This is a genomic window from Spirosoma panaciterrae DSM 21099, assembly GCF_000374025.1.
GTDB classification, from domain to species: domain Bacteria; phylum Bacteroidota; class Bacteroidia; order Cytophagales; family Spirosomataceae; genus Spirosoma; species Spirosoma panaciterrae.
Window position 1 is genome coordinate 77879 of record NZ_KB893193.1, and the last position, 12794, is coordinate 90672.

General features: G+C 49.9%; 12 protein-coding genes. 2 read left to right on the forward strand and 10 right to left on the reverse strand.

The window, feature by feature from the left end; genetic code table 11:
- The first annotated feature begins 9 nt into the window (after positions 1–9).
- Together B153_RS0120380 and B153_RS0120385 are read left to right on the forward strand one after the other, a co-directional pair.
- Positions 10–2070, forward strand: a complete 2061-nt coding sequence (locus B153_RS0120380) for an OPT family oligopeptide transporter (protein ID WP_020598595.1) — start codon at positions 10–12, stop codon at positions 2068–2070.
- Between the two features lie 107 nt (positions 2071–2177).
- The gene (locus B153_RS0120385) at positions 2178–2738 is read left to right on the forward strand and encodes a hypothetical protein (RefSeq protein ID WP_020598596.1); all 561 of its coding nucleotides are present in this window, start codon (positions 2178–2180) and stop codon (positions 2736–2738) included.
- Between the two features lie 3 nt (positions 2739–2741).
- On the opposite strand, the gene B153_RS0120390 is transcribed toward B153_RS0120385, so the two are convergent.
- From B153_RS0120390 to B153_RS37335, 10 genes are all read right to left on the reverse strand, one after another.
- The gene (locus B153_RS0120390) at positions 2742–3869 is read right to left on the reverse strand and encodes a DmpA family aminopeptidase (protein WP_026262311.1); all 1128 of its coding nucleotides are present in this window, start codon (positions 3867–3869) and stop codon (positions 2742–2744) included.
- Positions 3870–3923: 54 nt separating this feature from the next.
- On the reverse strand, positions 3924–4364 hold the full coding sequence (locus B153_RS0120395) for a hypothetical protein (RefSeq protein ID WP_020598598.1): 441 nt from the start codon (positions 4362–4364) through the stop codon (positions 3924–3926).
- A 132-nt stretch (positions 4365–4496) separates the two neighbouring features.
- Positions 4497–4799: a chaperone modulator CbpM gene (locus B153_RS0120400; RefSeq protein ID WP_020598599.1), complete on the reverse strand. Its 303-nt coding sequence runs from the start codon at positions 4797–4799 to the stop codon at positions 4497–4499.
- Between the two features lie 11 nt (positions 4800–4810).
- Positions 4811–5716 carry a DnaJ C-terminal domain-containing protein gene (locus tag B153_RS0120405; RefSeq protein ID WP_020598600.1) on the reverse strand — a complete coding sequence of 302 codons (906 nt, stop codon included), beginning with the start codon at positions 5714–5716 and terminating at the stop codon, positions 4811–4813.
- A 103-nt stretch (positions 5717–5819) separates the two neighbouring features.
- Positions 5820–6920: a sensor histidine kinase gene (locus tag B153_RS0120410; protein ID WP_020598601.1), complete on the reverse strand. Its 1101-nt coding sequence runs from the start codon at positions 6918–6920 to the stop codon at positions 5820–5822.
- Between the two features lie 93 nt (positions 6921–7013).
- The gene (locus tag B153_RS0120415) at positions 7014–8162 is read right to left on the reverse strand and encodes an FAD-dependent monooxygenase (protein ID WP_020598602.1); all 1149 of its coding nucleotides are present in this window, start codon (positions 8160–8162) and stop codon (positions 7014–7016) included.
- A 108-nt stretch (positions 8163–8270) separates the two neighbouring features.
- On the reverse strand, positions 8271–9629 hold the full coding sequence (locus B153_RS38585; protein WP_245564917.1) for a sensor histidine kinase: 1359 nt from the start codon (positions 9627–9629) through the stop codon (positions 8271–8273).
- A gap of 107 nt (positions 9630–9736) precedes the next feature.
- Positions 9737–11269 (reverse strand): PKD domain-containing protein, encoded by a 1533-nt coding sequence (locus B153_RS0120425; protein WP_020598604.1) that lies wholly within the window; start codon positions 11267–11269, stop codon positions 9737–9739.
- Between the two features lie 142 nt (positions 11270–11411).
- The gene (locus B153_RS0120430; protein ID WP_020598605.1) at positions 11412–12452 is read right to left on the reverse strand and encodes a sensor histidine kinase; all 1041 of its coding nucleotides are present in this window, start codon (positions 12450–12452) and stop codon (positions 11412–11414) included.
- A 59-nt stretch (positions 12453–12511) separates the two neighbouring features.
- Positions 12512–12794: transposase (locus B153_RS37335; RefSeq protein ID WP_020595917.1), on the reverse strand; the 283-nt coding region annotated here is incomplete at its 5' end.

Genomic DNA, 12794 nt, shown 5'->3' on the forward strand with positions numbered 1-12794 from the left:
TCAACAACTATGGCCAAAACCGCCACTGCTCATAAACCCTTCGTTCCTGCCAGTGAATCGCCTGCAGAATTTACCCTAAAAGCCCTTATTACCGGAGCTGTATTTGGTGTACTATTTGGAGCGGCAACGGTTTATTTATCCCTTAAAGCGGGCTTATCGGTATCGGCGTCTATCCCGATTGCCGTACTATCCATTTCGCTCGGCCGAAAATTCCTGAACACCACTATTCTCGAAAACAATATCATTCAGACGACCGGGTCGGCTGGAGAGAGTATTGCTTCAGGGGTCGTGTTTACCATGCCGGGATTCCTGTTTCTGACCAATGGCAGCGGAGCCGACTTTTTTAACTACTGGACGATTCTGACCCTGGCTATTTTGGGTGGATTGATCGGAACGCTGATGATGATTCCACTGCGTCGATCCCTGATCGTGCAGGAACACGGAACCTTGCCTTATCCTGAAGGAACAGCCTGTGCCTCGGTACTGATCGCAGGCGAAAAAGGGGGCGACTTTGCCAAAACAGCCTACCAGGGGCTGGGGGTAGCACTTCTCTACGCGTTTCTGCAAAAGGTACTTCACCTGATTGCCGAAGTACCCGTTTGGGCTACAAAACAGGCCAATCGCTATTTCCCATCGGCACAGGTAGCTGGTGAAATCACCCCAGAGTATTTGGGGGTAGGCTATATCATTGGCTTTCGGATCTCGGCGGTGCTGGTTGGAGGTGGTATTCTGGCGTGGCTTGGGCTAATTCCCTTACTGGCATCGGTGGTGCCGGGCGATACCATTGCCTTACAATTGCAGAAACTGGGCTATCTGGCCAATCTTCAAACGGCAGGTGGACCCGGTGGCTGGAATCCTGCCACTCACAGCTTCAACGATACGGCTGTAGCCATTTATCGGGCATACATCCGCCAAATTGGCGCTGGTGCCGTTACGGCAGGGGGCTTCATGACGTTGATCAAAACCATTCCGACCATTATTTCGTCGTTCCGGCAAAGTTTCAGCCGATCGTCGGTCACGGCTATGGAGCAGGAGGAGAACATGAGTGAAAGCAGCCGGACAGCCCGTACCGAGCAGGATTTGAATGTTCGGATTGTGGTTATCGGTAGTGTCGCGCTGGCTGCCCTGATGGTCATTCTGCCGCAAATCCCGGGCGATTCTGTCCTGACTAAATTGCTGATTGCCCTACTGGTCATTGTTTTCGGGTTCTTCTTTGTAACCGTAGCCAGCCGGATCGTTGGCCTGATTGGGTCAAGTTCGTCGCCTGTGTCGGGCATGACCATTGCCACCATTATGGGCACGTCGCTGGTGTTTATCGGCTTTGGATTAACGGGCAAATTGTATGAGCCAGCCGTATTGGTGGTAGGCAGTATGATTTGCGTGGCGGCAGCCAATGCCGGAGGTACCTCGCAGGATTTGAAAACTGGCTATCTGGTCGGGGCCACCCCAAAATATCAGCAAATGGCTTTGTTTATCGGGGTTATCGTTTCGTCGCTGGTGGTTGGAGCTACGGTCAAAATACTGGATACCCCTACCCCCGATCTGGTAGCACAGGGCATTACCCACGCCATTGGTTCGGATAAATTCCCGGCTCCACAGGGCACACTGATGGCTACGCTCATCAAAGGGCTGCTTTCGTTTAATCTGGATTGGCAATTTGTACTGGCGGGGGCCTTCATTGCCTTTGTATTCGAATTGGTGGGGGTTAGTGCCTTAGCCTTTGCCGTAGGGCTTTATCTGCCGCTTTCCACTACACTGCCTATTTTTGCGGGGGGGATGGTAAAAGCCATCGTTGACTGGAATGCCAAGCGCAAAGGCGTTGTAGAAGAAGATGCTGATCTGGGTAAAGGGAATCTGTTCGCTACGGGCCTAGTTGCCGGAGGGGCGCTGGCTGGTGTAGTCGTTGCACTGCTGTCGGTAAACGAGTCTGTTTATAATGCCTTGACATCACTGACAGTTGAACCTGCATTGGCCGGAGCATTGGGCGAAGGGGGGTATGAACTTCTGGGAGCAATCGCCTTTTTGACTCTGGCGGGTATACTCTGGCGTGTTGCCTCCAATCGGCACTGACCGTTTGAGTGATGCCTGATATTTGATGGTTTTTGTTGTGTAAAGAGGTTGATTATCAGTAAGGTGAATGATTGGTTTGCTTTTGCTCTTAACCTCTTTACATAACCATGCTTACTACTTTTTCCGCTTTCCTTTACCGAATTGCGTCCTGGAAAAGGCTTTTGCTGGGGGTTGTCCTTTACATTCCGTTCCCGGTCTATATTTTCAAACAGCTCGAAGCCGAGATGAACGCTCTGGCGGGCAAGCCACTTGGTCCAATTGATCTGGTAATCGGATATGACCCGGCCCGAGTTATGCAGATGGTGGCTGACTATGGGCCAGAGGCTCGGGGATTGTATGCACAGGGCGAGTTGACGTATGATCTGGCCTATCCGCTTATTTATACGTTTCTGTTGGGTGTGATTCTCTCCCTGATCTTTCGAAATCGAGCCTACGCGCCATTCCGACTGGTGAACCTCGTTCCAATTGCGGTTTGGGCATTCGACCTACTGGAAAATGCCTGTATCGTTTATCTGCTCAAAAGCTATCCTGAAACTTCAACAACCGTAGCGTCGCTCTGCTCAGTATTGACCAATCTGAAATGGGCTGCGTTTGCGGTTGTTTCAGGACTGATCGCGTATGGATTCGTTCGACTGGCCGTTGGCGGGCGACAAACGCAATTAGGATGAGCTTTACTTCGCTTGCCCCGCTTTCTTTAGAATCTCAACTACCTTGTCGACAGGAAGTTGTTCGACCTGATGATTCTGGTCGCCAGTAAGCGTTTGGGCGGCAAACAGTGAATTAATAATGGCTTCTTCTGTTGCTTCAATGGCCGCTAAAAACAGGGGAGATGTGTTGTCGTTTCGAAGCAGTTTCAGGTCATCGAACGGGTGGCTGGTTTCATGGGGGATGCGGTAAGCGGTCGATACCGCAATTACGTAGTCGCCACTACCGTTGGAGGCAATGCCCCCTGTTTGGGCGAGGCCCATAAAGGCGCGTTTGGCGAGTCGTTTGAGGTTACGGGCATCCAGTGGTGCATCGGTCAGTACCACCATCATGCATGAACCATCGAGGTTTTCTTTGAACGAATACTTGCCTAAAGCAACCCCGATCGGAACGCCTGCAATTTGCAACACCCCTCCGAAGTTCGTTTGTACCAAAACGCCTACAGTATAGCCACCCAGCGAGGCCGGTAGTTTACGTGAGGCTGTACCTATCCCTCCTTTGAAGCCAAAGCAAATAGTGCCTGTTCCGGCTCCAACATTACCTTCCTCAACCGGGCCTGTTCGGGCTTGTTTTAGTGCGTCAAGAACGTGTTGTTTAGTAACGTGTCGCCCACGAATATCATTTAAGAAGCCATCGTTGGTTTCACCCACAACCGAATTGACCGAGCGAACCTGTTCATTGCCCGGCTGCGATAATGTATAGTCGATCAGGGCATCGGCGGCTGTAGGAACACTCAGCGTATTGGTTAGCACGATGGGGGTTTCGAGGGTGCCAAGCTCGTCGACCTGAGTGTAGCCTGTCAATTTCCCAAAGCCATTACCAATGTAGATCGCTGCCGGGTTTTTTTGCTGAAACTGATTGCCCTCGTGGGGCAGGATGGCGGTCACACCCGTCCGAACGTTCTGGCCTTGTTTCAGTGTAACCTGGCCTATTCGCACACCAGGCACGTCGGTTATGGCATTGAGCGCCCCTGTAGGCAATACACCAAACCGGATGCCATAATCGCGAGGGCGTTTGGAGGTTTGCGCCATGGCGGCTTCCATAAAAATAGAGGATAGACTAATAAGGAGGAGCAGACGGTTGACCACTGACATCTCGTCGATAGATTTTAGCCTCAAGTTAAGCTAAAATCAACCATGTAGGTCTATTTATGGGCAATCCACCTTCGTCAGCGTGTATTCGTAGCTCTGTTTGGGATCTTGCAAAACCCATTTTCCCTGCTTTTCGATGCGTTCTCCCTCTTGCCAGGTTATGGTATCGCCTGTTAAGGTAAACACTAGTGCATAGGTCTGCGTTACCCCTTCGCCCGAACGCTCCCAGTCGGCTGTAATCTGGCTGCCCGTTTGTATACCCTTTATGGTGCCGCGAGCACGGTCTTTTTCAAAAGGGAGTACGTCTAGTTTCCCCGTTATGGTTGAGCCATTCCGAACCAGTTGCAATCGTGTCGAGTCTCTTCCTACTACCTGCTGAAAGCATAAGGTATCGGATTTATTCGCTGATTGTACGGCTAAGGAATCGGTTGGCGCGGCAGATTCGGTATGCTTTGATTGTTGCTGGCAACTGCTGAGTATGGCTAGAAGTGGCGTCACAAAGACAAGGAATCTTACTGGAATGGCTAGTTGTTTCATATAGAAGAGAAGAACCTCATGTTACGGAAATAGATACGTAAAATGGCCAGAAAGGCGTATTTCTGACCATTTTACGTCTAGTTCAGGTAATTTTCATCGCTGACCTGATTCATAGAAAATCAGTCGGTTACGCACCTGCCTAAGCTCATGCTGAAGGCTCTCTACACGTTCCAGAAGGTCATTCACCACATCCAGATCGTCGGCATGAATGGCTAAGTCCTGATGCAGGCGGACAAATTTTTCCAGTCGGCCCAGTTGTTCGGGTTGCACATAGGTAGTCTGTTCAACAGTAGTTATGTCGATCAGGCCATTATCGGCCAGGGTTTCGACAAACGTAATTTCGATGTGGTGGTGAGTACAGAACTCAATGACGGATATCAGGTGCTGGGTTTGCATACGTCAGGGTATTAAAGGGTTGATAACTGCCGGAATAGCTCTTTTTGCTGATCGGTCAGGTTGGTGGGCAGTTTCACATGCCAGGTAATATACAGATCGCCGAAATTTCCGTCCTGCTTGTATACGGGAAACCCTTTGCCTTTCAGCCGTACTTTTGTATCCGTCTGAGTTTCGGGCTTCACGGTCAATTTGACCTTGCCACCCATTGTATCGACAATGCGTTCTCCGCCCAGCAAGGCCGTGTACAGGTCGATCTCTTCATCGATGTACAGGTCGTTGCCTTTCCGTTTGTAGCGTGGATCCTCGTCGATAACGAAGGTGATATACAAGTCGCCCGCTGGGCCACCATTCACACCCGGTGCGCCATAACCGGCCAGTTTGATTTTTTGCCCATCTTCAATACCGGCCGGAACTGTAATGCGAATCGCTTTGCCATTTACCGTCATGGTCTGCTTATGGGTCGTGTAGGCTTCCTGCAAATTCAGGTGAAGATCGGCCTGATAATCCTGCCCTTTAAATTGCGTACGGCGACCACCCCGCCCTCCGGCTTCCTGACCGAACAGAGACGAGAAGAAATCGGAGAAACCGGCGCCACCGAACCCATCCGAAAAATCGTAATCGCCCGTGTTGCTCTGGGCATACTGCTGTCGATATTGCTGTTGTTGCTGTCGGGCCTGCTCAAATTGCTCGGCGTGTTGCCAGTCCTTACCGTACTGATCGTATTTCTTCCGTTTTTCAGGATCGCTCAGAACCTCGTTGGCTTCGTTAATCTGTTGAAATTTTTTATTAGCCTCCGCATCGTTCGGGTTCAGGTCGGGGTGGTGCTTCCGGGCCAGTTTTCGGTAGGCTTTTTTAATGTCTTCGTCCGACGCCGTTTTCGGTACGCCCAGAACGCTGTAATAATCGATAAAGTCCATGTTGGGTGGGAATAAATAGATTAATGATCAATACTATAAACACGAAAATGGCCGGGAAGGTTGGCTTTCAGGTTAGTACGGAACAAAATTTATAGGGTACAGCCTACTCAATGCTATGGGCGATCAGCGGTAAGGTGACAACAAACTGCCCATCGGCTTCCTGGATGGTGGGTTTAGGCTGGTTGAGCATCTGGTATTTGGTCAGAATGTTGGTCAGGCCAACACCATTGGAAGCTACCCGTATGGTTTTCCGCTGCACATTATTCCGAACCTGTAGCTGCGATTGCCCGTCGGTCAGAATGTCGATACTAAGCGGTTGGTCGGGAAGAACAATGTTGTGTTTGACGGCATTTTCGACCAGAAGCTGGAGCGTAAGCGGAGGGATCCGATACGTTTGATAGCGGTCATCGATGGTCACATTCATGGTTAAGCCTGATCCGTGGCGGGTTCTCAGCAGGTGATAATACGACTGAATAAAATCCAGCTCAGTGCCCAGATCGGTCAGATGCTGGTCGTTGGCGCGGAGGAGATAGCGGTAAACCGTACTGAGTTCCTCCAGAAATACCCGTGCCTGTTTGGGGTCATCTTCAATGAGCGAGTCCAGCACATTCAGGCTGTTGAACAGGAAATGCGGGTTGACCTGTTGTTTGAGTGCATCGAGCTGACTTTGCAAACTGGCCGTGCGTAGTTTTTCCTGCTCCTGTTCGGCCACTTTCAGCTTTTTCTGGTAGAGGGCTGAGTCGCGGGCAAAAAACAGGGTCTCGTAGATGGTCTGAAAAAAGATAAAGTTGATGGCAGCCTGCACAAAGTCGAACCCATACAGATTCAGGGCAATGGTTGCTTTGTTGATCGTGATGCTGGCCGGATGCCCATACGAGTGATAGCCCAGCAGGGTGCCGTGAGTAAACCAGTATCGGATAGCGCCTGTCAGCCAAAGGCTTACAGTAGTCGCCACACTTCCGGTCAGAAACGTCAGGATAAGCCGTTTCCAAATGTCTTTCCGGGAAAAGTACTTCTGCCGAAAATAGAATACAATGGCCCGAATAACGTGCCAGGTTATGGTAATGGAAACAAAACTGATGAAAATGCGAAGTAGAATTTCACCCGTCAGCGGTTGCCTGTGAAAGCCATTGCCGGTAATACTGAATGCCAGTATCAGCGTAATGCCAACTACACGCAGCCATTTATCGTTAATCGTGTTCAACGGGAAGTAGTTCGGTCGTTTTAGTAAAGATAATGCAAGTTTCAGAAGGATGAAACAAACATTTCTGACCCTACAGCAACGAACCTGTATCGCTTAAAAATCGACCGCATACAGCGTTTCCAGTCGACGCTGATTTAGACTATCTGGTAAATACCGAAACAATCCATTGCGCAGGAATGCCAAAACGGGACTGCTGGTTTGGGCCAACTGTCCAATACGCCAGGAGGTGTTGGTAATGTAATGCGTGCGTTGTAAGCGTCGGTGATCGAAGGAGGCAAATGCTGCTTCCGGCGATTGGTTTTTCGCTAATTCATCGGCCAATATGATCGCATCCTCAATGGCCTGGCAAGCACCCTGGCCCAAATTGGGGGTTGTAGCGTGGGCGGCATCACCGAGCAGAACCGCACGATCAAAAACATAGCTGTTTAAGGGTTTCAGATCAACAATGTCGTTCCAGATTAGAGACGAGTTGGGCGTTTGAGCGATCAACTCCGGAATAGGGGCATGATAATGCGCAAAGCGATCGGCTAGTTGTTGAACCGTCATCTGGCGCATGTCGTCCGATTTAGCCGGGGCATTCACACAGGCGAACCAGTACACCTGGTCGTTTGCCATCGGAACTACCCCAACCCGACCTTTGGTACCCCAGGTTTCGGTTGCTTCCCGTAAGGTATTGCCCGGCAGATTGACAACAGCCCGCCAGCACGTATAACCCGCATAGCGAGGTAAGAAACCCGGTATGAGTTGCTGGCGAATAGGAGAACGTATACCATCCGCTACGAGCAAATAATCGGTTTTATGACTGGTGCCGTCGTCGAAGTAAATCGTAATGCCATCCGGTTGCCGATGAATATGGATGGTTCGCTTGCCTGTACGGACGCTGTCAGGAGGAAGTTGAGCCAGGAGAATCCGGTGCAGTTCAGCCCGATGAATGGTAAAATTATTTATACCAAAGCGTTGGCTTATACTTCGGCTATCGGTACGGGTAATTTTATCACCTTGTTCGTCCAGTATGGTAAACGCATCGAGCTGACGACCGGCAGCGATAATCGGATCGGCGATTCCCAGGCGCTGGAATGCCTTGATCGCATTAGCTGCCAGGGCTAGCCCAGCACCTGATGGCTGCATACAGGGAGCCGCTTCAAAAATAGTGGTCGGAATATTTTTTCGATTGAGAGCGATGGCCGTGGTTAAACCGGCAATGCCCCCGCCAACGATAGTGAAAGAAGGAGTTTTTTTCATACGTCGTCTTTTATTCTTTAGGTGTGATGCGTCGTTAAAATGCCAAATATTAACGATTTAACAAATTTTCATAATCCTACGCTGTACTAAAACCATGCATTCGTCTATTTATACTGAACACTCTTTTTCAATAAGAGGAAGGGTTACAATGAATAGACCCCTGTCTTCCTGAATGGTTGGAATGGGTTGATTCAATATCTGATATTTTGACCATATGTTTGCCAGCCCTACGCCATTGGATGCTACGCGGACCGTTTTTCGCTGTACATTGTTTCGGACCTGTAGCTGATTTTGCTCATTGGTCGCAATCGCAATCGTTAGCGGGTAGTCTGCTAAAATCACATTATGCTTCACGGCGTTTTCGACCAGTAACTGCAACGTAAGGGGAGGTAGCTGAAGCGCTAGTAATAAAGGCGAAACCGCCCATTCTACCCGAAGTGCCTGGCCATGCCGGGTTTGCAGCAAATGACAGTACGAGCGGATAAACGCCAGCTCAGCGGCTAGTGGAATCAAAATCTGGTCGTTGGCCCGCAGCATATAGCGATATACCGAGCTGAGTTCATCCAGAAAGATTCCGGCTTGCTGCGTATCATCATCAATCAGCGCACTCAGCGAATTGAGGCTGTTGAACAGAAAGTGGGGATTGATCTGCGCCTGCAAAGCCCGAATGTGGACTTCTGTTTTTTCCTGTTCCAGACGTTGCATCACCAGTTCGGCTTCCAGTTGGTCGCGATGGTGTTTTTCGCGTTCGTGCATTAGCTCCTGTTCAATCATGGCATTGCGAACGGCCGCCCGACGCTGGCGATAACTGAGCCCCAGCGAGAAACAGACCAGTTCGGCAATAATACCGATTTGCATATAGGTCAGTGAAACCATCCAGAACGGCCCGGCCCAGTCTTCATTGGGCCGGATGATCGACAGGAACATGGAGGTGAGCCCGCCGACCAGCAGAAAAACGGTTCCGATGGCATACATACGTGATACCGGATCGCATAACGATAGCATCTGTTGAATACCATAAACACCCAGAACGGCCATGGCTAAGCGCATCAGGATAAACGTAACTTCGTAGAGGGCTGGGTTCCATAAGGATGGTCCATAGCAGAGCAAAAGATGAATACCAATGTAAATGACAATGCCAATTTTAATTCGTTGCAACTGCCGATAAAAATTGGGTAGCCGGTGCCGTAGATCGAGAATAGAGTCGATGAAGTCGAAATAAATGTAATAGGCTCCCATCGGGGCAACCGCCCGAACGAAATGGTTGGTTTCCAGAGAGAACCAATCGCGGAAGGCATACACGCGCAGGCCGAAATAAAACAGCCAGGCCAGCATGTATAACGTATACAGACCATAGTTTCGATCCCGATACGTAGTCCACTGGACTATGTTCATCAACATAATCGAGAGTACCATGCCTGTAAAAACCGCACCCCAAATCTGGAAGGTCATAATGGACAATGTCATTCAAGGTTATTAGGCTTCGCCGTCATTGATGGTCATTAGGGTCATGCCTTGCTTAATGACCCAATGACGAATAATGATGGTGAAGCCTAATAACCAGAGAGCATCAATTATTTCTCGATCAAAACATTGGTCTGGGCGTTTGCCTCGAAGGTGTTGGCCGTATTGAGATCGGTATTGGCCGAAGCTCCATAGCTGACAAATACGCCATACCCACCACTACCACTGATTTTCGTATTCTTAATCGACATCAGGGCTTTCGTGCCGTAAATCGCAATGCTAGCTTTCTTAGCCGATACGATGACACTGCTGCCGGCGTTGCTGACCTCGGCGTTTTCCAGTTCATTCTTGCTGTCCTGCGAGTAGCAGATAATCCCTTTCCAGTAGGGGGTTGTCCGGTCAGCTCCTGTAAAGATGATTTTATTCGTTGTGGTACCTTTGGCCGACAGGTATCCGGCGGTGTTGACCCGAATGACGGCAGCGCGGTTCATTTCGATGGTAACCCCCGGCGCTAGTTTCCAGCCTGCATCGACCGAAAAGTCACCACTGATCCGATAGGGGGTTTTGTCGTTGAAACCGTTCCAGGCTACCTCGTTTGTCCCTTTGATTCCCGACGGGGTAATTTCGACAATGTTGCGACCGTTGCTGCCCGTAAAGGTGGATGCGGCATCCAGTTTAGCTACGTTCTCGGCATTCAGCAGGATACCCGCTTCCGTGTTGCTGGTAAAGCTGTTCTGGGCAAACTCGCGCAGAATACCACCATCCAGCACATACAGACCATAGCCATCGTTCTGCGAGAACAGGCAATTTTTCAGCGCAATCTGAGCGCGGCTGCCTCCCGACATGAACAGGGCGGCTTTCGTGGTGCTATAAACGGTACGGCTACCAGCATGCATCATCTCCACATACTCCAGGGTGTTGGCATTGCTGCCCGAGTAGAGCGACACCCCTATCCAGTAGCCTTTGGTTTTCTGCACGCCTACAAATTTGATTTTGTTTTCCGCCGTTCCTTTCGCGATCAGTAAACCACCTCCATCGTTGACGTTCATTCGTACATCGCGCTCGAACGCAATCACTACACCCGGATTGATGGTAAGTTCGTTGTTGACATCAATGCTTTTCGTTACGATATAATCGGGCAGATCGGGATTCAGAACGCGGTCGATCAGGGTGGTTTTGACGGTTATGTTGGCCGTAATGGCTAGTGGTTCGGCTACCGAAGCCGTTATCAGCACTTTGTCCGTGCTTTTACCGTTGGCGCTGGTTACGGCCAGTTCCAGTTCATATTCACCGACTTCGTCGGGTTTGAAGCTGGGTTTGAACGAAGCCGCATCGCTCAGAGTTACGGTACTTTTGGCAGGTTTGCGGATCAGCGTCCACTGGTATGCCAGGGGTTTACCCTGGCTGTCGCTGGAACCTGAGCCGTCCAGATTGACTGTTTGCCCAACCTGTACCGATTGATCGGGACCGGCACTGGCCGTGAGCGAGCCAGATGGGTTGACTTCGGTTTCTTTTTTACAGCCAGTCAGCAAAAAGAGACTGGCCATCAAAAACGAGAGGAGTAGTTTAAGCGCGACTACTGCTGGGGTATGGGTAGTGCGGGCCGGTAAGGCCAGGGTTTGGTACGTTGGTGTTGGTTTCATGAAGAGGCCGCTTGTGCGGAGATTTGTTGTTTAACGGCAACAAAGGTATTTGCACGTCTTGCGGCCCGGAATAAGGAAACGGCTGAAACGGAAAAAGCCGTGGTTGAACTGACGTTGTGGGAGGTGGATTGGCGAAAACAGCCTATGAAGCGACGTTGATCAGCGGTAATCTGACCACAAATTGCCCGTCTGTTTCCTGAACCGTTGGCGAAGGTTGCCCCAGCATCTGGTATTTTGCCAGAATGTTGCTCAAGCCTACCCCATTGGATAATACCCGCGCCTGCTTTTTCTGTAAGGTGTTTCGAACGGTCAGAAAGGCGTGTTTGTCGGTTTCGATACGAATGGTTAGCGGTTGATCGGCCAGAACGATATTGTGCTTGACGGCATTTTCGAGTAGCAGTTGGAGCGTTAGCGGAGGAATTTGGTAAGCCCCATATCGTTTGTCGACGTCAATGCTCAGAATAAGGCCAGCGCCATGACGGGTTTTCAGCAAGTGGTAGTACGAATCAACGAAGACCATTTCGGTCTGTAGATCGGTCAGATTCTGTTCACTGGCCCGGAGAATGTAGCGATATACCGAGCTAAGTTCTTCAGCAAACCGCTCGGCCTGCACCGGATCTTCGCCAATCAGTGAAACCAGTGAATTGAGGCTGTTGAACAGAAAGTGCGGATTGACCTGCTGCTTCAGGATGTCGAGTTGTCGTTGTACGTGCAATTCCTTCAACTCATATTCCCGTTTCACACTCTCCTTCCATTTCTGGTAGGAGTAGATGGACTCAAAGACGCCAATGGAAAGGAGATTACAGATAAACCCGATCAGTAAGGTCCAGCGAAAAATGATGGGGTCGTAGCGATAACCAGGGACTTTGAACCAGTCGTATAGCAGAAAAATCAGGCAAACGAACAGAGCCGTCACAATGACGTAGAACAGCAGGCAATAAATGATGCGTCGGAAAGCCTGGTCGAGTTCGGTGTAGCAGTAGCGCATGTACTTCATCCAGGTATCCATGAACCAGGCAAATAGTACAAACAGGACCGTTACACCCGCTGTTACGGGAATGAATAGCGTCGGATCGCTGAAGTAGCGAGACCCAAGAACCAGGTAGTTTGCAATGAATATCGCCGGATAACTCAACAGCATGACCAGAATGTCATAGCGATCGAGTTTATACCATTGTTTCATGCGTTTCTGCTTCGAAGATCTACATTAAAGAAAGATTAAAAATAGTAAGTAGTCCTCGGTTATTGGTTTGCATTAAAAGCACTGAAGTTGATGATCAGCTTTCTACCCACATTCACCAAACAGCGATTTAAGGCATAGGCTAAATCATCACTAGTCAAATAATCCTCAGGTCTTAGCCAGCCTCCTTTCAGATGACGCCATAGGGTTTCAGCAAGGTTAAGATGAGGGCAGTAAGCAGGCAAGAAAAACAGGTACAAACCTCTGGCTTCCCAAATCGGACGCATCCCTTGGATGTAGCCCGCTGTGTGAATCCGGGCATTGTCCAATACAATCACCGTCGAC

Coding starts and splice junctions, on each gene's coding strand:
- B153_RS0120380 (WP_020598595.1), top strand. CDS start 10: ATGGCCAAAACCGCCACTGCTCATAAACCCTTCGTTCCTGCCAGTGAA.
- B153_RS0120385 (WP_020598596.1), top strand. CDS start 2,178: ATGCTTACTACTTTTTCCGCTTTCCTTTACCGAATTGCGTCCTGGAAA.
- B153_RS0120390 (WP_026262311.1), bottom strand. CDS start 3,869: ATGTCAGTGGTCAACCGTCTGCTCCTCCTTATTAGTCTATCCTCTATT.
- B153_RS0120400 (WP_020598599.1), bottom strand. CDS start 4,799: ATGCAAACCCAGCACCTGATATCCGTCATTGAGTTCTGTACTCACCAC.
- B153_RS0120405 (WP_020598600.1), bottom strand. CDS start 5,716: ATGGACTTTATCGATTATTACAGCGTTCTGGGCGTACCGAAAACGGCG.
- B153_RS0120415 (WP_020598602.1), bottom strand. CDS start 8,162: ATGAAAAAAACTCCTTCTTTCACTATCGTTGGCGGGGGCATTGCCGGT.
- B153_RS38585 (WP_245564917.1), bottom strand. CDS start 9,629: ATGACATTGTCCATTATGACCTTCCAGATTTGGGGTGCGGTTTTTACA.
- B153_RS0120425 (WP_020598604.1), bottom strand. CDS start 11,269: ATGAAACCAACACCAACGTACCAAACCCTGGCCTTACCGGCCCGCACT.
- B153_RS0120430 (WP_020598605.1), bottom strand. CDS start 12,452: ATGAAACAATGGTATAAACTCGATCGCTATGACATTCTGGTCATGCTG.